Consider the following 25,331-nt stretch of genomic DNA (forward strand, 5'->3'; position numbering starts at 1 on the left):
AGCACCCACTGGCCGGGACGCCGTCTTGCTCACGATGCCATCGATATCGCAGCTTTTCGTGGATGACGACGACTCCAAAACCATCGCCGCCACGCCCCCCGACGCCGCGGGTCGGCGCCCGCAGCTGTGGGCAGCAAAGTCGGCGTTATCACCGGCAACGACGACCGCTCCGGCGTGGCACGGGGTGCGACAATGAGCGGCTCGGCCGCGATGTATGAGGCGCTGGCGACGCCAATCCGGCGTTTGATCGATGTGACGATCCGCACCGAGGTGGACATCGACACCGCTATGGCGCGGTGAAAGACAAAATCGAGGAGCTAACCGAGCAAGTCGGCGCAAAGCTGATGCCGGGATCGCTCCCCCACTCACGATTCACCACGGCAGCGACGGAACGGTGTGGACCGAATGCGTCCTCGGTGCGGCCTTCGAAGGGCCCCCGGTCATGTCCACGGGGGTGTCTCCGCCATGGTCCTCGATCACCAACTTGGGGCCACCGCGCAAAACCGGGCCAGCCCGCCTACACCGGGACACTTACGTCGCGATAACACCGAAGAACGCGGCTGCGGCAGTCCATCCGAGCCGACGCCTGGATCGACGGTGTGCAGGGAGTAAAGGCTTTCGCGGCAGGAAAACTCAGCGACGGCGCCGGTGCAACAGTATCCGCCGAAGGCAAGTTCATTCATTCAACGCCACTCAGCAATCGGAGGCCAAACCCCGATCATCCGACTGTCACCAACGTCGTGGCCGAGTACCCTAGGCGCGGCTGGGCAGCGTGAGCTTGCAGGCCTGGCCGATGTCGAGGGTGCGCAGCATCCGGCCCATCCCGACCCACAGGGCGCAGGACATCGCCAGGTCGGCCAGCAGCTCCTCGGAGAAGTGCTCGTTTGCGCGGGCCCAGAAGTCCTCGTCATCGCGCAGCTTGGTGTGCTCGGTGGCGAACCGGTGCGCGAACTCGGCCGCCAGGCGCTCCTGTTCGCTGTACCCCGGCCAGGTGCGCCACTCGAGCGCGTGCTCGTAGAGCTCCTCGTCCACGCCCGCCGCGGGCCCGTCGGCGTCGCGGGTATTCATGCACACCGTGCACTCGTTGTCGTGCGCGATGACCGTGCGTGCCAGTTCTCGGGTGCGCATGGGCAGCCGGTTCTTGGTGTAGACCGCCTGGCTGAAGTTGGCGATCGCGCCGCCGAGGTCCGGAGACTTCGCGGCCCAGCCATAGATGTCGTCGTCAGCGAACGTTCCGATTCGGCTCATGGCGAGATGGTACGCCCAGCGCCCGCACCTATCGCCTTGATCGCCACCGTCGGGTGCTCGTCGTGCCAATCGCGTTGGGCCAGCACTCGGTGCGCGACGCGCTCCAACGCGGCCTGCACCTGCCTGCGGTCGGGCCGCCCCTCGAATCCGGGCGAGCGTTCCAGCTTGTCGACGAGCCAGGCCACAAGCAGCGCCTGGACATAGTCGACCTGTTGCGCACCGGCGGGTGTCAGCCACAATTCGTCGCCGTCGCCCCGCGCGTAACCGGCGGCGACGAGGCGGGCGAAGGTCGGCTCGAGCACCTCGAACGGGATGCGCAGGTATTCGCCCATGTCGGTGAGCCGCGCCGTCCCGTACATCTGGCGGAAGCGGTTGATGCGCAGGACGCCCCACAACCCGGCCACGTCGAGGCGGCAGTCGGGCCGCATCGCGATGCTGCGCAGCCGGATACCGGGTTCGCCGCGCAACATGCGCGCGATGGCGACCTCCAGCATCTCGTCGGGCGACTGGCTGTTGGGCATGGCGAACGCCTCGCCGATGTCGCCGCGGTTGTTGCCGATGCCCCGCAGCGGCACCTCGCGCAGGAACAGCGCCAACACGAACCCGACCAACGCGACCGGCACCGCCCAGAGGAACACTCGCGTCAGCGAATCGGCATACGCGGCCACGATCGGCGCCGCCACCGAATGCGGAAGCCGGTGCAGCGCCTCGGGTGACGCGGCCGCGGCGGCCGGCGCGCGAGCGGCGGCCAGGGCCGGACCGATCCGACTGTGCAGGAAGTTGGTGAACAGCGAACCGAATATCGCGGCGCCGAAAGAACTTCCGATGGTGCGGAAGAACGTCACGCCCGAGGTGGCGACGCCGAGATCGTCGAAGCTCGAGGTGTTCTGCACGATGAGGATCAGCGTCTGCATGCACATCCCGATCCCGGCGCCGAGGATGACCAGGAACAGCGACTGCATCAGGGCCGACGTCGACGGGTCCATCCGCGACATCAGGAAGAACGCCACCGCCATCACCGCGGTGCCGGCGACGGGAAAGATCTTGTATCGGCCCGTGCGGCCGACGAGCACCCCGCTGCCCATCGAGGTGGTCAGCATCCCCACCACCATCGGCAGCGTGCGCAGGCCCGACGTGGTGGCCGAGACGCCGTCGACGAACTGCATGTACGTGGGCAGGAACGTCAGCGCGCCCAGCATGGCGAACCCCACCACGAACGACAGCACGCAGCACACCGTGAAAACCGGACTGCCGAACAACCGGGTCGGCAGAATCGGTGCGGCGGTTCGGCTTTCGACCCACACGAAGATCCCGAGGGCCACCGCGGAGCCGGTGAACAGCCCGACGATCGCCGCCGAGCCCCACGGATACGTGGTGCCGCCCCAGCTGGTGGCCAGCGTCAGCCCCGAGGCGCCCAGTCCGACGAACAGGATCCCGACGTAGTCGATGACCGGTTTGCTGCGGTCGGCCAGCGCCGGGATGGCGGCGGCCGCCACGAAGAACACCACGATCGAAATCGGCACGTTGATCCAGAACGCCCAGCGCCACGTGAAGTGGTCGGTGAAGTAGCCGCCCAGCAGCGGCCCGATCACCGTGGTGACGCCGAACACCGCGCCCATCGCGCCCTGGTAGCGGCCGCGATCCCGCAGCGGAATCACCTCGCCGATCAGCGCCATGGCCGTCACCATCAGCCCGCCACCCCCGATGCCCTGCAGCGCGCGCGCCGCCACCAACATGCCCATCGACGTCGAAAGCCCACACAGCACCGACCCGCCGACGAAGAAAACGACCGCCGCCTGGAACACCCGCTTGCGGCCGAACAGGTCACCGAACTTGCCGACGAGGGCGGTCATGATGGTCGACGCCAGCAGGTAGCTCGTGACCACCCACGACTGATGGCCCGCCCCGCCGAGGTTGGCGACGATCGTCGGCAGCGCGGTCGCGACGATCGTCTGGTCCAGTGCCGCCATGAGCATGCCGAGCAGGACCGCCACGAAGATGAAATTGCGTCGCTGCGGGTTGACCGCGGCGTCGCCGTGCGGGGACTCGTGGGCCCGGCGGGTCGGAACCGCAGCCGGTGTCGTGCTCGTCATGCCTGCCCTTCCGTCGGCGCCCGATGCATACGGGTGCCCAGCGTCAGGCGGCGGCAATCAATTCGTCAGCTCGGCGGCCGCGACACGCACTGCGCCGAGTACAGCTCCTCCCCGAGCTTTTCCATCAATTCCAGCTGCGTCTCGAGATAGTCGATGTGCTTTTCCTCGTCGGCGACGATCTTCTCCAGCAGGACGGCGCTGGTGCTGTCCTGCTTCTCCCGGCACATGATGATTCCGGGCTTGAGCCGGTCCATCACCTCGTATTCGATCGCGAGGTCGGCCTCGAACTGTTCGCGCAGGGTCTGCCCGACGCGCAGTGAGAAGAGGCGCTGGTAGTTCGGCAACCCGTCGAGCAGCAGGATGCGGTCGGTGATCTCCTCGGCGTGGCGCATCTCGTCGAACGACTCTTCGCGGGTCTTCTCGGCCAGCTCGGTGAAGCCCCAGTTGTCCTGCATCTTGGAGTGCAGGAAATACTGGTTGATCGCGGTGAGCTCGCTGGTCAGCTGCTCGTTGAGCAGACGCAGAACGTCCGGGTCACCTTGCATCGTCACTCCTAGCTTCTGAGGGCTGTCACGTCTCGCCGCGGCGGCGGGCTGGGCTGAAACACCGGGCGCTACCAGCACTTTGCCATGCCGGATTGGAATCTTCCAGGAAGGTATGGCTGTGCTCAGTGTGTTGCGCGGGTCACTTTTTTGGGGTTAGGCGTCGCTAACCTACTTAGGGTAGACTTCGCTAACATGCGGCTGGTTCGTTCGGCTTACGCCCGCACCCGAGGGGTGCGCTGATGTACGTCTGCCTGTGCGTCGGGGCCACCAATCAAACCGTGTCGGACGTCGTGGCGCGGGGAGCGTCGACGTCCAAGGAGGTCGCCGAGGCGTGCGGCGCCGGCGGCGACTGCGGGCGCTGCAGGCGCACCCTGCGCGCGATCATCGCCGCCTCGCGCCAATTCGAGCCCGCCCAGTAGCTAGCGCTTGTTGAAGTCCGCCAGGGCCGCGGCGTTGGCCTGGGCGCCCATCAATTCGGCGAAGTGAGCGTTCTCGCGTGCGCTGGCCGCGGCGATCTCCGGACGGACCGGTTCCATCATCGTGTGCTTGACCGCCATCAGGCTCGAAATCGGCCGGGCCGCAAGGACTTCGGCATGGCGCCTGGCTTCGGCGAGCAGGTCCTCCGGGTCGCAGACCCGCCAGACCAGGCCCATCCGCAGCGCCTCGTCGGCGTCGACCCATTCCGAGGACATCAGCAACCAGGCGGCGTTTTGCCGGCCCACCAGCTGCGGCAGCAGATACGACGAGGCCGCCTCGGGGGCCACGCCCAGGCTGGTGAAGGGGCACTTCAGCCGGGCCGTCGATGACATGAAAGCCAGGTCGGCGTAGCCGAGGATGGTGGCGCCGATCCCCACGCCGACGCCGTTCACCGCGCAGATCAGGGGTTTGGGGAACGCGGCGAGCGCGTCGATCAGGCCGGGAAATCCGTGCTTTCCGGGTGCGAAGTCCGGGCCGGTGATCCGCGCCTGCATCTCGGCGAGGTCGGTGCCCGCGCTGAACCCGCGGCCCGCTCCGGTCAGCAGGACAACGGCGACCTCGGGATCGTCGGCGGCGGCCAGGAGCGCGTCCGCCGTGGCGTCATACAGCGCTTCGTTGAACGCGTTGAGCGCCTCGGGCCGGTTCAGCGTGAGGGTGCGCACCCGGTTCTTGTCGTCGATCTGCAGCGTCACCGCTGCAGCCTAACGGCGAGCAGACGCAGAATCGCACCCGAGAACCGCCTTTGATGCGATTTTGCGTGTGCTCGCGACCGGTGGCGGTGCCCCGCTCAGCCGTTGCTGTAGACGCGGGTCGGCACGATCAGCACCACCGCGCGACGCTCCTTGGCCATGACGCGGTCGTATTCGTCCCAGTCGTCGTGGGTGCCGCCGGCGGAGGTGAACACCTCGCGCAGCAGCAGCCGCAACTGGTCGGCGTCTTTCAGCCAGCCCGGCGCGTCGTCGGGGCCGGCGAGCTCCGCGCGGCCCTCGACCGTCGCCCACTGCCAGCCGTTCTTGAACGTGACGGCCAGTTGCGGGCGGGCCCGCAGGTTGGCGAGCTTGACCTTGCCGTAGGTGGTGAAGGCCAAGCAGGGCTCACCGGTGGCCGGGTTGGGCAACTGCCCGACGTTGACCAGCGAAGCCTGCACGGTTCCGTCGGCGCGAATCGTCGACACCACGGCCAGACCGCTTTCTCCCTTGGCCAGCGCCACTGCCTCGTCGAGCGTTGTCATGAGCGATCCTCAATCCCGGAATGGTGTCCTGAACACGTAGCGGCTGGTCGGCACGGTGTCGATGTTCTCGTTGGCGCCGAATGCGGTTGTGCTGGCGACCATCCGGCCGAGCCGGTATTGCAGGTCGTCGTCGTCGGCGGCACCGAAGAACGCCTTCAGGTCGGTGATCGCTTCCTCGGGGAACAACTCCTCGACGATGCCCGCGATTCCCGGCGCGTCCGGGGTGAGGGTTCGCACCACCCAGTTCTGGGTATAGCCGAACGTCGACTGCGTCTCGATGGCCACCGAGGTGTGGTCGCCCTGCCACCGGGCCAGCCAGGTCGCCTGGTCCAGATGTGCGGGCCGGCGCAGCAACGCGATGTTGGCCAGACCCGTTGTCCGACAACCGGGTTCGGTCGGCGGCGCGGCGAGCGGGACCGACTCCGTCACCAGGTAGGCGGCCAGCTGCTCGCATTCCTGGCCGAGAAACTTGAGCGCCGCGTGTATCTGGTCGCCATAGCACTGCTGAGTCCACATGCTCACCACCGCCCCCGCCGGCGGATCCATCGTCGTCAGCGTCATCAGCGAGTGACGCACCGCGCTGTCACGGACGTTCACCTGCAGCCCGAACAGGCCCAGTTCCAACAGCGCGTCGGCGACGTGACCCCGTTGGCGGGCACACCAGTCGTCGTCCGGCTCCGGGCGCATCAATACCGCGATCACCTTTTCCATGCGCCGAACTTACCGCCGGCGATCGGCTATTTGACCGGGCGCACGTCGTGTTCCTGGCCGATCAATTTGCCGAGCGTCGCCGCCAGTTGCCGGTAGGACTCGTCGCGGCCGCTCGAGGAGCGAAACACCAGCCCGATCCGCCGCCCCGGGCGCGGCGCGGCGAACTGCGCGAGCCCGAGCCGGCTCCGGGCGGCCTCGACCGGCACCGCGCTCTGCGGAATGAGCGTCACCCCCAGCCCGCCGGTCACGCACTGCACCGCGGTAGCCAGCGACGCGGCGCGGGTGTTCGCCAACTCGGCCCGCACGCCCGCCTTTTGGCAGACGTCCAGCGCCTGGTCGCGCAGGCAGTGTCCCTCGTCCAGCAGCAGCAGCGGCAGCTCGGCCAGCGCGGCCGCGGGCACCCGGCGCTTGCCCGACAGCGGGTGACCGGGCGGCAGCGCCAGCACGAAGTCCTCGTCGTAGATGGGGATCGCCGTCATGCCCGCAGCGTCGGCGGGCAACGCGATCAGCGCCGCGTCGAGCGCCCCCTCGCGCAGCAGCCTGAGCAGCCGCCCGGTTTGGTCTTCGATCACCCGCAACGTGAGTGACGGCAGTTGGTCGGCCAGCCCGGCCAGCACCGTCGGCAGCACGTAGGGCGCCACGGTGGGGATCAGTCCCAGCCGCACGCCGGCCCGCAGCGGATCGGATGCGCCGGCGGCGGCGGCACTGAACGCGTCGACCGCCTCGACCACGGCCTGGGCCCGGGGCAGGAGCTGCGTCCCCTCCGTCGTCAAGAAGACACGCCGGGTCGATCTTTCGATCAGTTGCGTGCCCAGCCCCGCCTCCAACGCTGCCAACGCCTGCGACAGCGTGGACTGGCTCACGCCGAGAGTTGTTGCGGCGCTGCTGAAATGCTTCTTTTCGGCGACCGCGACGAACGCGCGGAGGCCGGCGACGGTGGGCTGATAGGTCTTATCGATCATGCCTATAAGTATAGTGTGATATATCACCTTTACTTCAAATGCGTGGGGCGGCATCATGGTGACAGACGGCTAATCTTGAATAATTCCAGTTAAGGAGTGACATGTCCCTGCTGACAATCGGCGACCAATTCCCCGCCTACCAGCTCACCGCGCTCATCGGCGGTGACCTGTCGAAGGTCGACGCCAAGCAACCGGGCGACTACTTCACCACCATCACCAACGAAGACCACGACGGCAAGTGGCGCGTTGTCTTCTTCTGGCCCAAGGACTTCACCTTCGTGTGCCCGACGGAGATCGCGGCGTTCGGCAAGCTCAACGACGAGTTCTCCGACCGCGACGCCCAGGTGCTCGGTGTCTCGATCGACAGCGAGTTCGTGCACTTCCAGTGGCGCGCGCAGCACGAAGACCTCAAAAAGCTGCCCTTCCCGATGCTTTCGGACATCAAGCGGGAGCTTTCGCTGGCCACGGGGGTGCTCAACGCCGACGGCGTCGCCGACCGGGTCACCTTCATCGTCGATCCGAATAACGAAATCCAATTCGTCTCGGCGACCGCCGGATCCGTGGGGCGTAATGTCGACGAGGTGCTGCGAGTCCTGGACGCGTTGCAGTCCGACGAGCTGTGCGCCTGCAACTGGCGCAAGGGCGACCCGACCATCGACGCCGGCGAGCTGCTCAAGGCATCGGCATAAGGGGGCGAGATGAGTGTCGAGAACCTCAAGGCCGCGCTGCCCGAGTACGCCAAGGACCTCAAGCTCAACCTGGGCTCGATCACGCGCAGCACGGTGCTGAACGAGGAGCAGCTCTGGGGTACCCTGCTGGCCAGCGCCGCGGCCACGCGAAACACCCAGGTGCTGGCCGAGATTGGCGCCGAGGCCGGCGACTACCTGTCGGCCGAGGCGTACCAGGCGGCACTGGGTGCCGCGTCCATCATGGGCATGAACAATGTGTTCTACCGGGGTCGCGGCTTCCTGGACGGCCAGTACGACGATCTGCGGGCCGGGCTGCGGATGAACATCATCGCCAACCCGGGTGTGGACAAGGCGAATTTCGAGCTCTGGTCCTTCGCGGTGTCGTCGATCAACGGGTGTTCGCACTGCGTCGTCGCCCACGAGCACACGCTGCGCGAGGCGGGGGTGGACCGCGAGGCCATCCTCGAGGCGCTGAAGGCGGCGGCGATCGTCGCCGGTGTGGCGCAAGCGATCGTCGCCGCCCAAACCCTGGCCGCCGTGGGCTGATCGCGCCGTCGTGACGAAACCCGCCTGGATCGAGCACGCGATCTGGTGGCAGGTCTATCCGCTGGGATTCGTCGGGGCATTTCCGGAGTCGTCCGAGCCGCCGCAGCCGATGTTGGCTCGGCTGCGGCGGCTCGTCGACTGGTTTGACCACGCCATCGCGCTGGGGGCCTCGGGGATCGCGCTGGGCCCGATATTCGCCTCGCGCACACACGGTTACGACACCACCGATCACTACCGGATCGATCCCCGGCTCGGGGACGACGCCGACTTCGACTATTTCGTCGCCGAGGCCCGTCGCCGCGGCCTGCGCGTCCTGCTGGACGGGGTGTTCAATCACGTCGGCGTGGACTTTCCGCGCTATCGCGACCAGGCACCGGGCTGGTTCAGCGGCGGTACGTTCGAGGGCCACTCGGAACTCATCACGCTCAACCATGACAACCTCGAGGTCATCGACTACGTCGCCGACGTGATGACGCACTGGCTGCGCCGCGGCGCGGACGGCTGGCGCCTCGACGCGGCCTACATTGTGCCGCAACGATTCTGGGCATCGACGCTGCCGCGGGTGCGCGAGCAGCATCCGGACGCCTGGTTCGTCGGCGAGCTCATCCATGGTGACTACGCCGCCGTGGTCGAGGCGGCGAAGTTCGACTCGGCGACCCAGTACGAGCTGTGGAAGGCGATCTGGAGCACCCTCAACGACGGCAACTTCTTCGAGCTGGACTGGGCGCTGCAGCGGCACAACGAGTTTCTGGCCCGGTTCGCCCCGCTGACGTTCATCGGCAACCACGACGTCACCCGCATCGCCAGCCGGCTCGACCGACCGGAGCACGTGGCCCACGCGCTGGCGATCCTGCTGACCGTCGGGGGTGTGCCCAGCGTGTACGCCGGCGACGAGCTCGGGTTCCGCGGCATCAAGGAGGAGCGGTACGGCGGCGACGACGCGGTGCGCCCCGAGTTCGGCACTCCCCCAATGGAATTAGATTCTTTCGGCGCCGAGATGTGGAGACTGCACCAGTTCCTCGTCGGGTTGCGCCGCCGTCACCCGTGGTTGCACGCGGCCTCGACGACCGCTTTGCGGCTGGAAAACCGGCACTACGTCTACGAGACGCGCAGCGGTGACAACGCGCTGCTGGTCGCGCTCAACATCGGCGACGAGCCGATGCGCCTGGCGCTGCCGAAGCTTGGGGTCGACCGCGCGCGGGTGGTCGCCGGGTCCTCGGCGCCGCCCCAGGAGGTCGTCGAGACATTGGTTGTCGAGCCGCACGGCTGGCGGATCTTAGGCCCGGCCTAGAGGCCTGTCAGCCGCGCCAAGGTCAGAGGGTCCTCCTGGCCGTAGAAGTAGTTGTCGAGCAGGGTGACGAAGTCGTGGTTATCGTCGGTCGCGTGGGCGAACAGCGTCATCGACGAGCGCAGCTTGAGGTCGTCGGGCGAACCGAAGATGTCGATGATCGAGCGGTCCTGCACGTCGTTGACCAGCTGAGTGCACTCGCGTAGTCGCGACCCGAGCAGCTCATGCTGCAGATAGGCGCGGGCTTCCTCGAGTGACGTGATGCCGTAGCGGGCCGCCATCGGACTGCTGCCCAGCCCGCGCAGTTGTGGGAAGACGAACCACATCCAGTGACCGCGTTTTCGTCCGTCGCGCAGCTCTTCGACGGCGGTGCGGTAGATCCCGGACTGTGCCGACACGAAACGTCTCAGATCGAATGGGTCGCTTGCCGATGCCACATGACTACGGTTGCTACATGGCCGTCAAGCGACGAATGCCCAAGGTGCGCGATCTGGCGCCGCTAATGCAATTCAAACGGCCGCAGCTCGACGCGACCAGGCGCCGCCTGGCCGCCGCGTACACCATCGAGGACCTGCGCCGCATCGCCAAACGCCGCACCCCCAGGGCGGCGTTCGACTACACCGACGGCGCCGCCGAGGACGAGCTGTCCATCGCGCGGGCCCGACAGGCGTTCCGCGACATCGAGTTTCACCCGACCATCCTGCGGGACGTGTCCAATGTGACCGCCGGATGGAACGTCCTGGGCCAGCCGGTCGTGCTGCCGTTCGGGATCGCGCCCACCGGATTCACCCGGCTGATGCACACCGAGGGTGAGATCGCCGGCGCGCGGGCGGCCGCGCGGGCGGGGATCCCGTTCTCGCTCTCCACCCTGGGCACCACGGCGATCGAAGACCTCGTCACGGCGGTTCCCCAGGGCCGCAAGTGGTTTCAGCTCTACATGTGGCGCGACCGGGACCGCTCGATGGCGCTGGTGAAGCGCGCGGCCAACGCGGGATTCGACACCCTGCTGGCCACCGTCGATGTCCCGGTGGCGGGCGTGCGGCTGCGGGACAACCGCAACGGCATGACGATCCCGCCGACGCTGACGCTGCGCACCGTCCTGGACGCGGTGCCGCACCCGAAGTGGTGGTTCGACCTGCTGACCACCGAGCCGCTCGCCTTCGCTTCGCTGGATCGCTGGTCGGGCACGGTCGGCGAGTATCTCAGCACGATGTTCGACCCCAGCCTGACCTTCGATGACCTGGAGTGGATCAAGGGCCAATGGCCCGGCAAGCTGGTGGTCAAGGGGATCCAGACGCTCGAGGACGCCCGCGCCGTCGTCGACCGCGGCGTCGACGGCATCGTGTTGTCCAATCACGGCGGGCGCCAACTGGATCGGGCCCCGGTGCCCTTCCATCTGTTGCCGACGGTCGCGCGTGAGCTGGGCAAGGACACCGAGATCCTGGTGGATACCGGCATCATGTCCGGAGCCGACATCGTCGCGGCGATCGCGTTGGGGGCCCGGTGCACGCTGGTCGGGCGTGCCTACCTGTACGGGCTGATGGCCGGCGGCGAGGCCGGTGTGGCCCGGGCCATCGAGATCCTGCAGAGCGGGATCATCCGGACGATGGGACTACTGGGCGCGACCTGCCTCGAGGAGCTGTCGCCCAAGCACGTGACGCAATTGCAGCGGCTGGGACCGGTTTCGCCGCCAGCGTAATGCCCGTAGCGCCGGGTGAGCCCAGCGTGCGGCTGGCCGCGCGCTCGCCGTCCAACGTGCGGCCAGCTTCACACTCGTGGCGAAATCGCGCCGGGAACAAAGGGGCACCCGCCTGGGTTAAGCGCATCAGACTCAACTTTTGGAGGATCGAATGGCTGAAGCCAACTCCGTGCCGGTGTTGTTCACCGGGACGATCGTGTTGCCCGGGATGGTGGTGCCGATTGCGCTGGACGACGCCGCGCGGGCGGCGATCGACGCCGCGCAGGCCAGCGAGTCGGGGCAGCTGCTGATCGCCCCCCGGCTGGACGACCGGTACCCGACCCACGGCGTGATCGCGAAGATTCTGCAGGTCGGCCGGATCGCCGGCGGTGGCACCGCCGCCGTCGTGCGTGGCGAGCGCCGCGCACACATCGGGGCGGGCGCGTCCGGGCCCGGCGCCGCGCTGTGGGTCGAGGTGACCGAGGCGCCCGAGCCGGAGCCGACCGACGAGATCAAGGCCCTGGCCGCGGAGTACAAGAAGCTGCTGCTGGCCATGTTGCAGCGCCGCGAGGCCTGGCAGATCGTCGACTACGTCAACAGCCTGACCGATCCGTCGGCGCTGGCGGACACGTCGGGGTACGCGTCGTACCTGACCGACGTGCAGAAGCGCCAGCTGCTGGAAACCGTGGACGTGGCCGAGCGGCTGCGTGTGCTGATCGACTGGACCGGCTCGCACCTGGCCGAGGTCGAGGTCAACGAGAAGATCGCCGAGGACGTCCGCGACGGCATGGAGAAGACGCAGAAGGAATTCCTGCTGCGCCAGCAGCTCGCGGCCATCCGCAAGGAGCTGGGCGAGGGTGAGCCCGACGGGTCCGACGATTACCGGGCCCGCGTGGAGGCGGCCGAGCTGCCCGAGAAGGTGCGCGAGGCCGCGCTGCGCGAGGTCGGCAAGCTGGAACGCTCCAGCGACCAGAGCCCTGAGAGCGGCTGGATCCGCACGTGGCTGGACACCGTGCTCGACCTGCCCTGGAACGTGCGGACCGAGGACTCGACGGACCTGGCCGCGGCGCGGGGCGTCCTGGACGCCGACCACCACGGGCTGGACGACGTCAAGGACCGCATCGTCGAATACCTGGCCGTGCGCACCCGGCGTGCGCAGCGTGGGCTGCAGGTCGTCGGCGGTCGTGGCTCCGGCGCCGTGATGGTGCTGGCCGGTCCCCCGGGCGTCGGGAAGACGTCGCTGGGTGAGAGCGTCGCGCGGGCGCTGGGCCGCAAGTTCGTCCGCGTCGCCCTGGGCGGCGTGCGCGACGAGGCCGAGATCCGCGGGCACCGGCGCACCTACGTGGGAGCGCTGCCTGGCCGCATCGTGCGTGCGATCGGCGAGGCGGGATCGATGAATCCCGTCGTGCTGCTGGACGAGATCGACAAGGTCGGATCCGACTACCGGGGCGACCCGAGCGCGGCGCTGCTCGAGGTGCTCGACCCGGCACAGAACCACACGTTCCGCGACCACTACCTGGATCTGGACCTGGACCTGTCCGATGTGGTGTTTCTGGCCACCGCCAACGTGATCGAGAACATCCCGTCCGCACTGCTGGACCGCATGGAGCTGGTGGCTATCGACGGCTACACCGAGGACGACAAGGTCGCCATCGCCCGCGACTACCTGCTGCCCCGGCAGCGGGAGCGGGCTGCCCTGAACGACGACGAGGTCACGGTGACCGACGCCGCGCTGCGCAAGATCGCGGCGGACTACACCCGCGAGCCGGGAGTCCGGCAGTTCGAGCGGCTGCTGGCCAAGGCGCTGCGCAAGGTGACTACCAAGATCGCCGACGAACCGGTGACGATCGACGAGCCCGACCTGGTCGGTTACCTGGGCCGTCCGCGGTTCACCCCGGAGTCCGCCGAACGCACGGCGGTGCCCGGCGTGGCCACCGGCCTGGCCGTGACCGGCCTGGGCGGCGACGTCCTCTACATCGAAGCGGGCGCCACCGACGGCGAGCCGGGTTTGCAGTTGACCGGTCAGTTGGGCGACGTGATGAAGGAGTCGGCGCAGATCGCGCTGTCCTACGTGCGCTCGCACGCCGCGGAGCTGGGCGTCGACCCCAAGGCGCTGGACCGGCGCATCCACGTGCACGTGCCGGCCGGTGCGGTGCCCAAGGACGGCCCGTCGGCTGGTGTCACGATGGTGACCGCGCTGGTGTCGATGGCCACCGGACGACAGGTGCGCTCCGACGTCGGCATGACCGGCGAGGTCACGCTGAACGGGCGGGTGCTGCCGATCGGCGGCGTGAAGCAGAAGCTGCTGGCGGCCCAGCGGGCCGGCCTGTCAACGGTTTTCATCCCGTCGCGCAACGAGCCGGACCTGGACGACGTCCCGGCCGAGGTGCTCGGCGCGCTGGAGGTCAAGCCGATGACGGACGTCGCCGACATTATCGCGCAGGCGCTCGAACCCGTGCCGCAGGCCGCGACCGTCGCCGCCTAGGAGGGCGCTGGCTGCCAGGCGCTTGTCGAAAACCTGGGAGTCCGCTGCCAATAAATCGGCCCGAGCGTGTTTTCGGCTCGGCCGACTCGGGTAGCCGAGGGACCAGGGGGTCATCCCCTATCCCTCGGCCCCACCCAGGAGCTTGGGGAGATAACTGAACAACACCGTCAATGCTGTTGCGCTGCGTGCGTCGCAGCCAAGCTGGACAAGGAGTTCACATGAACCTCAAGAAGATCACCGCAGCCGCCGCGATGGCCGGCGGCCTCGGATCCGCGGCGCTCGGGATCGGCGCCGGTTTCGCGCAGGCCGATCCGGGTCTCCCGGGCGTGCCGGGACCGGGCCCCAATGTGCCGGGTCCGAACGTGCCCGGCGGGGACCGTGACCTGCCGGGTCCGGGCCAGGGTCCGTTCATACCGGGGCAGCCGATTTGTAACCCTGGCGCGCCGGGTGTGAACTGCAACGCTCCGGGCAGCCCGCTTCCCCCCGGGCACGACAACTTCCCGCCGCCGGGGCACTACAACGACCCGGGCCGCTACGGGCTCCCGGCAACCTGGATTCCGCCCGTCGGTGACCCCGACGGCACCCAGCTTCCGGTCGTGTTCAACCCGGACGTGGGCCAGTGGGGCGTCAACACGTCCGCCGGTTTCCAGGCGTACACGCCCGCGGGCAACGCCGGCGGCAACGTGAACGGCGGAGGCAACATCGGTACCCCCCGCTAAAGCCGGTTCCTGAGAGCCGCAGTGTGGCAGCCGCCCCCAAAAAGGGGGCGGCTGTTCTCACATCGGCCGAGCCGGTAAATCCGCCGACGAAGTTCGAGTACGGGCCCGCGAAATTACAGGCTCGGCTTGTGTCGTACGTCGGGGTTAGGGTCGGCCATGGCCTACGACGAAGACCTGGCCAACCGGATCCGCGAACTCCTCGGCCCCCAGCGCGGCGTCGAGGAAAAGCGGATGTTCGGTGGTCTGGCGTTCCTGATCAACGGCAACATGTCGGTTGCCGCCAGCGGCCAGGGCGGACTGCTGGTCCGGGTGCCGCCGGAGGACACCGACGCGCTGCTGAGGCGCTCCCACGTCGGCCCCATGGTGATGGCGGGCCGGGAAGCGCGCGGGTGGCTGCGCGTCGACGCCGACGGCGTGCGAACCAAACGGCAACTGCAGGATTGGGTCACCAGGGGCGCCGGCTACGCCCGCGGCCTGCCGCCGAAGTGACGGCGGTTTGCTCGAAGACGGCGCGGGTAAGCGGTGCGGTGTGGACAACGACGAGGTGCGCCGGCCTTGACCGTGCGGATCGGCACCTCCGGATGGTCCTACAACCATTGGGCGGATGTGCTCTACCCGACCGGCTTGCCGGCCGCGCGCCGGTTGGCCCGCTACGTCGAGGTCTTCGACACCGTCGAGTTGAACGCGAGTTTCTATCGGTGGCCGAAAGATTCGACGTTCGCCGGTTGGCGCGAGCAGCTGCCCGACGGGTTCCGGATGTCGGTCAAGGCGCATCGCGGACTGACCCACTACCGCCGGCTGTCCTCGCCCGAACCGTGGATCGAGCGGTTCGAGCGCTGCTGGCAGCTGCTGGGCGACCGCTGCGGGGTGCTGCTCGTTCAACTGCACCCCGAGCAACAGCGTGACGACGCGCGCCTGGACGCCTTCCTGGGCAGCGTGCCCGAATCCATCCGCGTGGCCGTCGAGCTGCGCCACCCGTCTTGGAACGAGCCGGCCGTGTACGAATTGCTGGAACGGCGCCGCGCCGCGTACGTGGTGATGAGCGGCGCGGGGTTGGCGTGCGTGCCGCGCGCCACCACCGATCTGGTGTACGTCCGGATGCACGGCCCGGATCAGGACGCGATCTACGCCGGCTGCTACTCGCACGACGAGCTGCGGCGCTGGGCCGACCAGATCGCCGAGTGGGACCGCGACGGCAGGGACGTGTGGATGTATTTCAACAACGATCTGGGCGGCCACGCCGTGCGCAACGCGCTGTTCCTGCGCGGGCTGTTGGGTTGATGCCACTCAGGCGTCGCCGAGCTGGCCCAGGGGGGCCCAGCTGCCGTCGATGACGTCGGGTGGACGCTGCGCCTGCAGCCGCTCCCGCTCGGCCCGGCGGCGCTTGATCCGCAGCCGCGCGTCGGTCGGCATGGTGATCAGCTCGTCACACGTGAGGTAGTGGACGTCGTCGGCGACATCGAGCAGGTCGGCCGCGACTCGCCGGGATCCCAACTCGCGCAACGTCATCCGAAGCTCATGGGTGAACCGGAGGGTGGCGTCGTGGGCCAGCTCACGCGAGCCGCGCGCGTTGGTCGCCACTCGCCGTGCGAGCGTCGGAGGCGGCGCCGGCTCGGTGACCACCGCGGGGTCGGCCAGCTCGGCGGCCGCGGTCAGCAACATCGCCGGATCGTCGCTGAACACCGGGCTGGCCAGCTCGGCCTCCCCCGGCCCGCGGTGCCCGATCCTGGCGACGGCGGCGTCGAGGGCGGCGGCGGTGTCGGGAGACAGCGCACGGATGCTGCCGAGGTTGCCCTCGGCGGCCAGCGCACACAACGGCGGATCGCCTCGCAACGCCGCCGCCAGCTCGCCGGCCTCGGCCGCGATGCGGGTGCTTTCCATGATCATGCCCAGCCCCGACACCCGGGAAGCGGCGCGCGTGGGCTCCAGCGCCGCCGCGGTGACCCCCGAATCGATCAGCCACAGCGCCGTGAGGATCCAGCCCTGGTGGATGCGATCCCGCAGCAGCGGCACCCGGACCTCGATGGCGGCGTCCGGCAGCGCGGCCAGCTGCGCGGCACCGGCGTGTTCGGCCTTCGCGGCGGCGGCGTAGGCCAGCGTGTCGCGTTTGAGGTGGCGCATCACCGCCAGCGAGCGCGCGGTCACGACCGCTTTGGCGAGCGACCCGAGCGCCCCCTCGGCCAGCTTCGGCTCGCCGAACGGCAGGACGTCGCCGACCTGCGGCTGGTCGGCCAGGGCGTTCCGGGTGACGGCGTGCTGGTCCCACCCGGGCAGCTGGGTGGCGGCGACGACGTTGGCCGACACCCCGACGTAGGCGCGATGGCCGAAGACCGCGATCGCCCGGCTGCTCCACTCGTCGTCGACCACGCCGCCCAGCGCGAGCACCTGGCCCATCACCCGGCTGGCCGTGCGCAGCCCGCTGAGCTGGACATCGAGCGTTATCGGGGTGAGCGGGCCGGGCAACGCCTCGGCCAGCCGGGCGGCGCTGAACACCGGGAACCGGGGATCGATCCGGTCGTCGAACTCGCCCTCCATCCCGTCGGGGGCCGCGCTGCGCAATTCGTCGGACGGCCGGGGTCGCGGGAGGACCTCGACCGGAAGCGCCACCTGGCCGCCGTGGCTGAGCGCACCCTCCGGAAGGAGGCGGCGCCCGGCGAGGCCGCGTGCGGTGTCGGCGACCGCCTCGAGCGCTTGCCAGCCGAATTCGAAACCCCAATCCTCTTGCACCGCAGTGGTATCCATCTTCGGGATCAACTTCGACCAGCTGCGAACCCCGTTCAGTCGCGACCGCGGGCCGACGGATCGCAGCAGCCGCCACGCGGTGACCACGTTGGTGGTGTCGGGCGTGGCGAGGTCGACCGCGCCGGTGCGGTCGGTGTTCAGCGAGAAGACCAGGAACCGGACCAGGTCCTCGACGTGCAGGACACGCATCGGCCGGGTCGAGGCCGCGGAAATCCTCGTGCGCAGCAACGTCGCCACGGTGCGGCACACCATCCAGTCCAGCTGGCGGCCGACCGGCGGCGCGATGCGGACGACCAGGCTGGGCGCCCAACTCGTGGACACCAGCTCCTCGGCGGGTCGATACAGCTCCGGCCGGCCGGCGGCCTGGGAGACGAACAGCAGCCGCGCACCGGCGCGCGCGGCAGCGTCGGTTACGAGGGCGACCCCGTCGATGTCCGCGCCGCCGGGCGCGCTGGTGTCGATCGGGGCCAGGTGGATCACCGCGTCGGCCTCGTCGGCCAGGTCTTGCAGGACAGGGTCGCTCAGCTGCGCGCAAACAAACTCGACGCCCGGATCCAGGCAGGGATGGGGGTGCTCAGCAATCCCGCTGACCGTGTGCCCGGCAGCGATCAGCTGCCGTGCGGCCAGCCGCGCTACTGCGCCGGTGGCGTCGGTAACCAGGACGTGCACCTGGGCTCACCTCCCCCAACGTCCAACCCGACAATAGGCAAGTTGGTGTCACTTACGCGACCGTTGCCCCCGGATTGGGGACCTTTGGCCCGTGGCGATCAGCCCGGCCGGTTACCGCAGCGCCGCGTTGCCGTCCGGGGTGACGGCAACCTTGGCGCCACCGATATCTTCACGCACCGTCGCTTCGGCGGCACCCGGATCGGCGATGACGGCCAGGGTCCGGGCCCCGTCGGGCGTGCGCACCGCCAAGAACGCCTTCTCGGGTCGCCCCTCGCGGTCGAATGGTGTGGTCCAGGCTTCGACGGTCCCGACGCCGTCCCATTCGACCAGGCCCTCCCGGGTGGGCTCGTGGTCCACCGCCGGCTGCGCATCCTCCCAACGGAATTCGGCCGGCGGCTCGGTGCCGTAGACGCCGAAGCTGTGTTTGGTCAGGTAGCCGCCGTTGCCGGTGATGAGGCCGCGGCGCCCGGGGTTGGCCACCAGCAGCTCGGCCATGGTGGCGATCGAATGCATCACGTAGTTGCTCCACGGGCCGCCCGCGAAGGTCAGCCCGCCAGTGACGGTGAGCGGGCGGGCCGGGTCGTCGGCGCTAAGGCCCAGTTCGGCCGCGGCGACCTGAACGGCGGAGGGGAAGCAGGAGTACAGGTCGACGTAGTCGACGTTGTCGATGCCCAGGCCGGCCAGCTGAAGGGCCCGCGCGCCCGCGATCCGGATGGCCGCCGAGCGGTGCAGCTCGTCGCGCTCGGCGATGGAGGGGGTGTCGTGCGCGTCGGTGCCGGCGTGCGGGAACACCCACCGGTCGGCGGGGACTTGCAAGCGCTGCGCCTGCTCGACTGACGTCAGGACCAGGGCGGCGCCCTGGTCGACCATGTTGTTGGAGTTCATCAGCTTGGTGTAGGGCCAGCTGATCATCCGATTCTGCGGCCCGGGCCGCCGGATCTCCTCGGCGGTCACCGGCTTGCGGATCCACGCGTGCGGGTTGCCGACCGCGATGGCGTTGAACCGCGCCCACAGTTCGCTGATGCGCGTGAGGTGGCTGTCGACGGATTCGCCGTTGGCGATGCGAAGCGCCTGCTCGAACAGCGGGTAGACGAAGGACGGCAGGTTCAGCCCGCTCTTGAGCTCCGCGTCGCCGAACATCGGGACGTCCTCGCCGATCATCTCGGCGATCGGCACCGATTCGTCCTGCACCGTCCACTCGAGCCGGCCGCCCTTGGCCTTCAGGCCCCGGCGGGTGCGCCAGGTTTCGGCTCCGGCGAGCAGCACCACACCGGCCCGGCCCTGCTGGATGTCCAGGCAGGCGTGGTTGACCAGCGACTGCGGGACGTTGCCCCCGACCGGGCTGTACCGGGTCGTGTATTCCGCGGCGCCGAGCCGCTCGCCCAGCAGCAGCGCGGGGTCGCGGTAGTGCGCCGACAGCACGTTCACCACGCGGATGGAGTCCACGGCCTCGATCACGCGGGCATCGGCGGCCTCCCGGGCCGCGGCGGCCATCAGGTCCACCGGTTCGACCGAGCGCGCCGCCGGGTCGATTTCGTCGCGGTGGTTGACCTGGCCGTAGCCGATCAGCACCGGTGTCCTGGGATCGACGCTCATGCGACGAATTTAGCGTGACTATGAATCCGGCCCGCGATGGGCATCGAGCGTCGTTGGACTAATCGGCGGTCGCGAACAGCACGCCGTCGCGGATCAGCCGCTCGGTTTCGTCCGCGTTCATCCCGAGCAGATTCCGGCAGATCTCGCGGGTGTCCTGGCCGGGCAGGGGCGCCGGGCGCTGTGGGGCCGGCGGAATGTGCTGAAACGGTGCCGGTCCGGTCTCGGCGGGCATCGGGCGCTCGATCAGCGGATGAGTCATGTCGCTGAACAGCTTTCGCCCGGTCAGCTGGGGGTCTTCGAGGATGTCCGGCGGGCGGTTCATCGGACCGGCCGGGACCCCGGCCGCTTGCAGCAGTTCGGCGTTGCGCAGCGGGGTGCGGGTGCGGGTCCAGGCCGACACCAGGTCGATCAGCTCGTGGCGGTGGGCCAGCCGCGATTCGCCGGTCCCGAACCGCGGGTCGTCGACCCATTGCGGATGGTCGAGAAGGCCTGCGAGGCAGCGCCATTCGTCGTCGGTGCCGATGGAGATGACGCACCACTCGTCATCGCCCGCGCAGGGGTAGACCGCGTGCAGGCTGGTGTCGTGGCGGATCGGGCCGATGCCCGCGGCCAGCGCGGCCTCGGTGACGTACAGGGTGTCGAGCTGATTGATCACGACCTCGGCCTGCGAGACGTGGACGTGGGCGCCGCCGCCGGTGCGGTCGCGACGGATCAGCGCGGCGAGCGCCGCGATGGCGCTGACCCGCCCGACGACGTGGTCGGGGAAGATCGTCGTCGCGTCGTAAAAGGCGTGCCGCCCCGTGTCGGCCTGCACGTCCGCCCGGTCGTCCGCGTCCTCCGACGTCCACAGCCGGGTGACCCCGGTGGCGGCGCGGACCAAGGGACCGTAGCCCAGCCGGGTGCGCCAGGGGCCGCTGTCGCCGTAGGCGCTGCTGCCCGCGAGCACGATCCGCGGGTTGATGGCGCGCAGCGCGTCGTAGTCAAAGCCAAGGGAGGCAAGGGTTCCCGGCTTGAAGTTGGCGAACACCGCGTCGGCCTCGGCGACCAAGCGGCGGAAGATGGCCTTGCCCTCGGCGCTGCGCAGGTCCAGGCCCAGGCCGAGCTGGTTGCGGTGGGTCCAGGCGAATGACTCGCTCATGGCGTCGCCAGCGCGGGCCTGCCGTAGGCCGTCGGGATAGTCGGAGCTTTCCACCTTGATGACCTCGGCGCCCAGGTCGCTGAACAGCCGGCTGAGCTCGCCGCCCGCGACGATGATGCCCAGGTCGAGAATCCGCAGCCCGCTGAGCGGGTAGTCGCCGACCCTCCCCGACGGAGCGCGCACCAGCACCGGGTTACCGCGCCAATACGGTTCGTCCTGCCCCATGGCCGGGGCCGGCGTGCGGAAACCCGCGCGCTGCCTGTCGACGACGAAGTACCCGGTGGGCACGCTGGTCCGCACCCGCGGCAGCAGCTCGGCCTCGGTGATGGCGCCCACCTCTTGGAAATGTTCGGAGCCCAGCACCCAGGACGGCGGCAGCACCGCGGCGATCGGCACTCCGTGCGCCTGCCCCGCGGCGACCAGGTCCTTCATCGTCTGGTCGGCGAACAGGGCCTGGGCCAGCACGCTGATCTCGGGCCAGGCCGCCATCCGGGCGCCGATCGCGTCGTATTTGGGGTCCTGGAACTCGTCGGGCTCCCCCAGCCAGCGCCGCAACCCCCGCCACTGCCGCGGCGCCATCACGCACAACCGGACGTACCCGTCCTTGCATGGGCAGATCGGGTAGGCGTCCTGGTTCTTCGGGCGCCCGCGCCACTGCCCGCTGTGGCGGGTGCCGGCGGCGACCTGCCCGTGCGCGCCAAACGCGGGGTCGAGCGCCATCACGACCGCGTCGAACCGCGAGAAGTCGATGTAATCGCCCGTGCCGCAGCGCAACCGGTTGTAGTACGCGACGAGCGCCGCCCACGCCGCCTGCACCGCGGCGGTGGCCGAGGCGATGCCGTCCGGCGGCAGCACCGGGGTGCCGGTGGTGGGACCGGAACGCGCCAGCGAGCCGCACATCGCGAACAACACCGGATCGGTGGCACGCCACGCGGAGCGCGGACCCGTCTCGCCGAAGTCGGTGACCGACAGCACCACCAGGTGCGGATAGCGGGCCGCCAACTCCGCGCCCGATATCCCGAAGGCGCCGACGTGCCCGGCCAGGCCGCTGTCCACGACGATGTCGGCCTCGGCGGCCAGGTCGAGGAACCGGCCGCAGTCGTTGTCCTCGAGCGGGTCCAGCACCGCGGCCCGCTTGTTGGCGTTGTGCAGCGCGAACGGGATGCTGGCGCCGGCCAGCGCCGGCAGGTCGTCGCGCCCCAGGCTGCCACCGGGGAATTCGATCTTGAGCACGTCGGCGCCGAGATCGGCGAACAGGCGGGTGACGGCGTCGGCGCTGCCTCCGGACAGGTCGAGCACGCGCACGGTTTCGAGCAGCCCCTCCGCCATCCGCCCACCGTACCCGCCTGGTCAGGGGCCACCTGCGAGCAGTTGCGCGGCGGCCAAATGTGCAGCCGCCCAAGCCGGTTCGCGCGCGAATTTCGACCGGCTACGCTCGGTAGTTCTTGTTCACGATCCCGGATGGAGGCGCCCCGCCCAATGACCGCGCACTTGAGCTATGTCGAGGCCGTGGTAGTCGGCGCGTTCCAGGGCGTCACCGAGCTGTTCCCGGTCTCCAGCCTGGGGCACGCGGTGTTGGTGCCGGCGCTGGTCGGCGGGCAATGGGGCCGGGACCTCAACGTGTCCACGCCCGAATCGCCCTACCTCGCCTTCATCGTCGGCCTGCACGTCGCGACCGCCGCCGCGCTGCTGGTGTTCTTCTGGCGGGACTGGTTGCGGATCGTCGCCGGCTTCTTCTCCTCGCTGCGGTATCGCCGAATTCAGACGCCCGACGAGCGGCTGGCCTGGCTGATCGTCGTCGCCACCATCCCGGTAGGCCTGGCCGGGGTGGCCCTCGAGCACCTGTTCCGGACCACGCTGGGCAAACCCATTCCGGCGGCGGCTTTCCTGTTGCTCAACGGCATCGCGCTGTATGCCGGCGAGGTGCTGCGCCGCCGCGTTTCACCGGCCGGCGACGAGGAGCACGAGGACCATCGCGGCGAGGCCATCGACAACCGGCTGGCCCAGCTGCCGATGGGCCGCGGGCTGGTGATCGGCTCCTCGCAGATCCTGGCGCTGCTGCCCGGCATCAGCCGCTCCGGCATCGCGATGGTGGCCGGCCTGTGGCGCGGGCTCTCGCACGAGGACGCCGCCCGCTTCTCGTTCCTGCTTGCCACGCCGATCATCCTGGCGGCCGGGGTGTACAAGATCCCGGACCTGTTCGGGCCGCTGGGGGCCGGGATCGGCGGCCAGGTCCTAGCCGGCAGTGTCGCCTCGTTCGTCTGCGCCTACCTGTCTGTGCGGTTTCTGACGCGGTATTTCCAGACGCGCACCCTGACGCCGTTCGCGGTCTACTGCGCCGTCGTGGGCGGCGCCAGCCTCGTGTGGCTGAGCGTGCACTAGGCCGGGTTCGCCTAACCTGGGTTGATCGCGACCGAAGGTCGATCGACGAGTTCGGAGACTGTGCAATGCGCCGTGCCGAGGGGCGAGCAGCCGGGCCCGACCGGGAATCGGTGTGGGATTACCCACGGCCGCCTCGGGTGGAGCCCTTCACCGGGCTGATCACCGTGGAGCTGGGCGGCGAAGTGATCGCGTCGACCGAGCAGGCCTGGCGCGTGCTCGAGACCAGTCATCCGCCGACCTATTACCTTCCGCGGGAAGCCTTTGCCGACGCGACGCTGCGTGAGACGTCCGGAAGCTCGTGGTGTGAGTGGAAAGGGCAGGCCACCTATTACGACTTGGTGACCGCTACTACTACCGCAGCGAAGGCCGCGTGGAGCTACGTGAACCCGCCGCGCGGGTTTGCGTCGATACGCGGCGCGGTCGCGGTGCTGGCGGCGAAGGTCGACCGCTGCACCGTCAATGGTGAGGCCGTGGTGCCACAACCGGGCGGCTTTTACGGGGGCTGGATCACCAGCTGGATCACCGGTCCGTTCAAAGGCGTCCCCGGCTCCACTGGTTGGTGATGACGATTCAGACGGCCGGTGCGGGCGCGGCCCGCATCCGGCGAACCACGTTTCCAAGGATCTCGCTGCGAAGGCGTCGGGGCAGCGGCATGAGCGACGCGGTCAGAAACTTCGCCTGCAGACCGGGCACGACGGTGGTCCGCCGTCCCAGGGCCGAGAGGGTGGCTGTGGCGACTACCTCTGGCGTGGTCGCCGAATTCATGGTCATCCCGGCCCGCGCGCCGAAGCCGGTGTGCACGGGACCCGGTGCCACCGATATGACATCGACGCCTTGCGGCTTCAGCTCGCCGTGCAGCGCCTCGGCGAAGCTCTGGACGTAGGACTTGGTCGCCGAGTAGGTGGCCTGCCCTGGGACGCCCTGCCATCCGACGATCGACCCGAACAACACGATGCCCCCGCTCGCGCGGCGGGTCAGGCGCGGGGTGAACGCGTGCGTCAGCGCGGTCACCGCGGTGACGTTGACCGCGATCATCTCGAGCTCTGCCGCGAGGGCCAAGTCGGTGAACGGACCCACGGTGCCGAAACCCGCGGCAAGGACGACAAGGCCGACGTCTAAGTTCCTCGTCGCATCGGCCACCGCTTCGGCTCCGTTGGCGTCGGCGAGATCGGCTGCGACGACCAGGGTTTCGACCCCGGTGGCGGCATTGACTTCCCGCGCGATCGCTTCTAGCCGCGCCTGGTTTCGGGCCGCCAGCACCAGGTTGAGACCGCGGCGGGCCAGCTCGGCGGCGATCGCGCGGCCGATGCCGTCGCTGGCTCCAGTGACCAGGGCCCACGGTCCATAGCGGCTGCGAAATCGGCTGGCGTCCATTGCGCAACGATAACCATCCGATGTTATCGGTGTCAACATGCGGGGAGGGCCCCCTCGCTAGCCGATGCCGCGCTCGAAGGTGTCGAGTAAGCGGCCGGTGATCTGGCGCTTCTCGGGCTCCCCCAGGCCGCTCAGCGCCCCGTCCAAGTACAAGATGGCCAAACCGTGGACGGCGGCCCACGCCGCCTCGTCAAGCCCGGCCCGTTGGCGGGGATCGATCACTCCGGTCGCCACCAGGTCGTCGACGTAGCGGCGCAGGAGTTGAAACGGATGCTGTTCGCCCGCAACGTCTTCGGCAGCTTCGACGGCCTGGAGGCTGGCCGGGTGGGCCGCGAACGCGGTGCGAAACAGCCCGGGTTCGGCGAGCGCGAAGTCGACGTACGCCTGGCCGGTGGCACGGAATCTTGCCCGCGCCCGGCGCTTTCGATCACCGCGTGGCGGCACCGTGTTCAGGGCTTCGTGCATCATGGCGGCCAGCCGTTCCAAGGCGTAGCCGATGACCGCCTCGAGCAATTCGTCGCGGTTCGCGTAGTGACGGTAGGCGGCGGCGTTGCTCACGCCCGCCCGGCGCTGCACGTCACGCATGACCACCGCGTCCGGGCCACCCGCGCGGGCGAGTTCCACCGCGTGGTCAAGCAGAGCCCTTCGAAGGTCCCCATGGTGGTAGGTGTCGGTGGATGACCGCGTTCGATGCGTGTCTGGCCCTCGTGGCATGGCGTTATGGTGACATCGCCGCTCGGCGGTTCCGGGCGAGACTC

At 69.2% G+C, this 25,331-nt stretch carries 24 protein-coding genes and 1 pseudogene; 12 read left to right on the forward strand and 13 right to left on the reverse strand.

Translation table 11 applies throughout. The features are described from left to right. Window positions 1-192 precede the first annotated feature (192 nt). Window positions 193-776 (forward strand): annotated as a pseudogene (locus A5706_RS35420) (PaaI family thioesterase). On the opposite strand, the gene A5706_RS31085 reads toward A5706_RS35420, so the two are convergent. From A5706_RS31085 to bfr, 3 genes are all read right to left on the reverse strand, one after another. After that, a complete protein-coding gene (locus tag A5706_RS31085; protein ID WP_068140261.1) occupies window positions 754-1,248 on the reverse strand; it encodes a carboxymuconolactone decarboxylase family protein in 495 nt (164 codons plus the stop codon). The pseudogene A5706_RS35420 and the gene A5706_RS31085 overlap by 23 nt on opposite strands. Further along, on the reverse strand, window positions 1,245-3,341 hold the full coding sequence (locus tag A5706_RS31090) for an MDR family MFS transporter (RefSeq protein WP_068140266.1): 2,097 nt from the start codon (window positions 3,339-3,341) through the stop codon (window positions 1,245-1,247). Before A5706_RS31090 ends, A5706_RS31085 begins: the two co-directional genes overlap by 4 nt. 65 nt (window positions 3,342-3,406) lie before the next feature. Beyond that, window positions 3,407-3,886 (reverse strand): bacterioferritin, encoded by a 480-nt coding sequence (gene bfr, locus A5706_RS31095; protein WP_068140371.1) that lies wholly within the window; start codon window positions 3,884-3,886, stop codon window positions 3,407-3,409. 239 nt (window positions 3,887-4,125) lie between these two features. Between bfr and A5706_RS31100 the strand changes: the two genes are divergently transcribed. Then, window positions 4,126-4,305 carry a bacterioferritin-associated ferredoxin gene (locus A5706_RS31100; RefSeq protein ID WP_067154578.1) on the forward strand — a complete coding sequence of 60 codons (180 nt, stop codon included), beginning with the start codon at window positions 4,126-4,128 and terminating at the stop codon, window positions 4,303-4,305. On the opposite strand, the gene A5706_RS31105 is transcribed toward A5706_RS31100, so the two are convergent. The 4 genes from A5706_RS31105 to A5706_RS31120 all read right to left on the reverse strand — a co-directional run bounded on the left by A5706_RS31105 (window position 4,306) and on the right by A5706_RS31120 (window position 7,267). After that, a complete protein-coding gene (locus A5706_RS31105; RefSeq protein ID WP_068140268.1) occupies window positions 4,306-5,055 on the reverse strand; it encodes an enoyl-CoA hydratase/isomerase family protein in 750 nt (249 codons plus the stop codon). 95 nt (window positions 5,056-5,150) lie between these two features. Then, complete coding sequence (locus A5706_RS31110; RefSeq protein WP_068140271.1) at window positions 5,151-5,594, reverse strand: PPOX class F420-dependent oxidoreductase; 444 nt, start codon at window positions 5,592-5,594, stop codon at window positions 5,151-5,153. A gap of 9 nt (window positions 5,595-5,603) precedes the next feature. Next, on the reverse strand, window positions 5,604-6,305 hold the full coding sequence (locus A5706_RS31115) for a hypothetical protein (RefSeq protein WP_068140274.1): 702 nt from the start codon (window positions 6,303-6,305) through the stop codon (window positions 5,604-5,606). A gap of 26 nt (window positions 6,306-6,331) precedes the next feature. Continuing rightward, a complete protein-coding gene (locus A5706_RS31120; RefSeq protein WP_068140277.1) occupies window positions 6,332-7,267 on the reverse strand; it encodes a hydrogen peroxide-inducible genes activator in 936 nt (311 codons plus the stop codon). A gap of 101 nt (window positions 7,268-7,368) precedes the next feature. Here A5706_RS31120 and A5706_RS31125 point away from each other — a divergent pair, with 101 nt between their 5' ends. The 3 genes from A5706_RS31125 to A5706_RS31135 are packed head-to-tail and all read left to right on the forward strand — an operon-like array spanning window position 7,369 to window position 9,793. Continuing rightward, a complete protein-coding gene (locus A5706_RS31125) occupies window positions 7,369-7,956 on the forward strand; it encodes a peroxiredoxin (RefSeq protein WP_068140279.1) in 588 nt (195 codons plus the stop codon). Between the two features lie 9 nt (window positions 7,957-7,965). Beyond that, window positions 7,966-8,502 (forward strand): alkyl hydroperoxide reductase, encoded by a 537-nt coding sequence (locus tag A5706_RS31130; protein WP_068140282.1) that lies wholly within the window; start codon window positions 7,966-7,968, stop codon window positions 8,500-8,502. 10 nt (window positions 8,503-8,512) lie between these two features. After that, window positions 8,513-9,793: an alpha-amylase family protein gene (locus A5706_RS31135; RefSeq protein WP_068140373.1), complete on the forward strand. Its 1,281-nt coding sequence runs from the start codon at window positions 8,513-8,515 to the stop codon at window positions 9,791-9,793. Here the strand turns inward: A5706_RS31135 and A5706_RS31140 are convergent. Beyond that, a complete protein-coding gene (locus tag A5706_RS31140; RefSeq protein ID WP_068140287.1) occupies window positions 9,790-10,227 on the reverse strand; it encodes a DUF1810 domain-containing protein in 438 nt (145 codons plus the stop codon). The genes A5706_RS31135 and A5706_RS31140 overlap by 4 nt on opposite strands. Before the next feature lie 17 nt (window positions 10,228-10,244). On the opposite strand from A5706_RS31140, the gene A5706_RS31145 reads away from it, so the two are divergent. The 5 genes from A5706_RS31145 to A5706_RS31165 all read left to right on the forward strand — a co-directional run bounded on the left by A5706_RS31145 (window position 10,245) and on the right by A5706_RS31165 (window position 15,953). After that, window positions 10,245-11,489, forward strand: a complete 1,245-nt coding sequence (locus A5706_RS31145) for an alpha-hydroxy acid oxidase (protein WP_068140290.1) — start codon at window positions 10,245-10,247, stop codon at window positions 11,487-11,489. Window positions 11,490-11,640: 151 nt separating this feature from the next. Then, complete coding sequence (lon, locus tag A5706_RS31150) at window positions 11,641-13,953, forward strand: endopeptidase La (protein ID WP_068140294.1); 2,313 nt, start codon at window positions 11,641-11,643, stop codon at window positions 13,951-13,953. A gap of 218 nt (window positions 13,954-14,171) precedes the next feature. Next, a complete protein-coding gene (locus tag A5706_RS31155; RefSeq protein ID WP_068140298.1) occupies window positions 14,172-14,672 on the forward strand; it encodes a hypothetical protein in 501 nt (166 codons plus the stop codon). A 156-nt stretch (window positions 14,673-14,828) separates the two neighbouring features. After that, window positions 14,829-15,161 carry a TfoX/Sxy family protein gene (locus tag A5706_RS31160; RefSeq protein ID WP_068140301.1) on the forward strand — a complete coding sequence of 111 codons (333 nt, stop codon included), beginning with the start codon at window positions 14,829-14,831 and terminating at the stop codon, window positions 15,159-15,161. A 66-nt stretch (window positions 15,162-15,227) separates the two neighbouring features. Next, a complete protein-coding gene (locus tag A5706_RS31165) occupies window positions 15,228-15,953 on the forward strand; it encodes a DUF72 domain-containing protein (protein WP_068140304.1) in 726 nt (241 codons plus the stop codon). Between the two features lie 6 nt (window positions 15,954-15,959). On the opposite strand, the gene A5706_RS31170 is transcribed toward A5706_RS31165, so the two are convergent. From A5706_RS31170 to A5706_RS31180, 3 genes are all read right to left on the reverse strand, one after another. Next, complete coding sequence (locus A5706_RS31170; RefSeq protein ID WP_068140307.1) at window positions 15,960-18,083, reverse strand: NAD(P)H-binding protein; 2,124 nt, start codon at window positions 18,081-18,083, stop codon at window positions 15,960-15,962. A 111-nt stretch (window positions 18,084-18,194) separates the two neighbouring features. Next, complete coding sequence (locus tag A5706_RS31175; protein ID WP_068140312.1) at window positions 18,195-19,679, reverse strand: acetyl-CoA acetyltransferase; 1,485 nt, start codon at window positions 19,677-19,679, stop codon at window positions 18,195-18,197. 58 nt (window positions 19,680-19,737) lie between these two features. Next, the gene (locus A5706_RS31180; RefSeq protein ID WP_068140315.1) at window positions 19,738-22,146 is read right to left on the reverse strand and encodes a CoA transferase; all 2,409 of its coding nucleotides are present in this window, start codon (window positions 22,144-22,146) and stop codon (window positions 19,738-19,740) included. Between the two features lie 150 nt (window positions 22,147-22,296). On the opposite strand from A5706_RS31180, the gene A5706_RS31185 reads away from it, so the two are divergent. Then, window positions 22,297-23,199: an undecaprenyl-diphosphate phosphatase gene (locus A5706_RS31185; protein ID WP_068140318.1), complete on the forward strand. Its 903-nt coding sequence runs from the start codon at window positions 22,297-22,299 to the stop codon at window positions 23,197-23,199. 65 nt (window positions 23,200-23,264) lie between these two features. Further along, window positions 23,265-23,762 (forward strand): DUF427 domain-containing protein, encoded by a 498-nt coding sequence (locus A5706_RS31190; RefSeq protein WP_068140321.1) that lies wholly within the window; start codon window positions 23,265-23,267, stop codon window positions 23,760-23,762. A 7-nt stretch (window positions 23,763-23,769) separates the two neighbouring features. On the opposite strand, the gene A5706_RS31195 is transcribed toward A5706_RS31190, so the two are convergent. Both A5706_RS31195 and A5706_RS31200 read right to left on the reverse strand, forming a co-directional pair. Continuing rightward, entirely contained in the window at window positions 23,770-24,573 is an 804-nt protein-coding gene (locus A5706_RS31195; protein ID WP_068140323.1) for an SDR family oxidoreductase, read from the reverse strand. Window positions 24,574-24,630: 57 nt separating this feature from the next. Then, on the reverse strand, window positions 24,631-25,287 hold the full coding sequence (locus A5706_RS31200) for a TetR/AcrR family transcriptional regulator (RefSeq protein ID WP_068140326.1): 657 nt from the start codon (window positions 25,285-25,287) through the stop codon (window positions 24,631-24,633). Window positions 25,288-25,331 lie beyond the last annotated feature (44 nt).

The organism is Mycobacterium sp. E796 (genome assembly GCF_001672815.1).
Classification (GTDB): Bacteria; Actinomycetota; Actinomycetes; order Mycobacteriales; family Mycobacteriaceae; genus Mycobacterium.